The organism is Alteromonas sp. MMG017, from assembly GCF_018100795.1.
In the GTDB taxonomy this organism is placed as follows: Bacteria; Pseudomonadota; Gammaproteobacteria; order Enterobacterales; family Alteromonadaceae; genus Alteromonas.
Window position 1 is genome coordinate 1 of sequence record NZ_JAGJDY010000045.1, and the last position, 886, is coordinate 886.

The following is an 886-nucleotide window of genomic DNA, read 5'->3' on the forward strand; positions in this document are numbered from 1 at the left end:
GCTAAGCTTTGGGGCGCTAGCACGTGGGCTAAAATCCGAACGAAGTGAGTCAGCCCACGTGTTAGCGTCCCAGCGACCGGAGGGAGTGCCAACAGCGTTTTGTTAGGCGTACAACGAAGAGTACGCAGCTTTGCTGCCACCACTAGCCGATTAGACCGCGAATTTAAATTATTGAATTTAAGATAAAACAACCCTGTGCGAAAAGCTAGATGTTAACGGTAATGCTGGATAAAAGAGCGAGTTAAGAAAACTAGCTGAGCTGAATGTAGGTGTTACGGTGTTTGTGAAAAACGCGTTGCTAAAGCCGTTGAAACTACCGAGAAAGTAACTCGTAAAGACAACCTAGCGAAACAGCCTTGATGCTGAAATGTCACGGTTATACCCACTTTTTTATGCTGTAAGTAAATGACGCCTAACTTAAAGCTAAGGGGCGCTGATGCGTGGGGCATAATGGCGAAGCCGCCCCGCGTATAGGCGTCCGAGCGACCGAAGGGAGTGGTCTTAAGCGCCTTGTTATAAGCAAAGCCAGTTCCTTTGGTCTTTTTAAAAACTATTGAAGCCAGCATACGATTGATTGTTAACGCAGACAAGAAAAACGACTGTGCATTGATGTTTTTGATTTGACTGAAGCTAGCCGCCATTTGAACTGTCAAACGCATTGGCGCTTGTTGACGTAGAATAATACCTTGGCGATAAAGCGCCTAATGCGCAACCTTTGAATTGAAAGCGGCGGATTTAAACCTACCACAAGCCAGAGCGATGCTAATGAAGACAGGAGAGGGCAGTTGCACTGGGATTTGTATAAAGCCAAACGCAGTTTAGGCTGACGCCTTCTAACTTTAAGCTAAGGGGCGCAGATGCGTGGGGCATAATTGGCGAAGCCGCC

1 protein-coding gene is annotated in these 886 nt (G+C 47.1%); it reads right to left on the minus strand.

Annotated features, from left to right (window positions below; translation table 11 throughout):
- Positions 1-272 precede the first annotated feature (272 nt).
- Positions 273-659: a hypothetical protein gene (locus J8L84_RS20520; RefSeq protein ID WP_247670906.1), complete on the minus strand. Its 387-nt coding sequence runs from the start codon at positions 657-659 to the stop codon at positions 273-275.
- Positions 660-886: the final 227 nt, after the last annotated feature.

Coding starts and splice junctions, on each gene's coding strand:
- J8L84_RS20520 (WP_247670906.1), bottom strand. CDS start 659: ATGCGTTTGACAGTTCAAATGGCGGCTAGCTTCAGTCAAATCAAAAAC.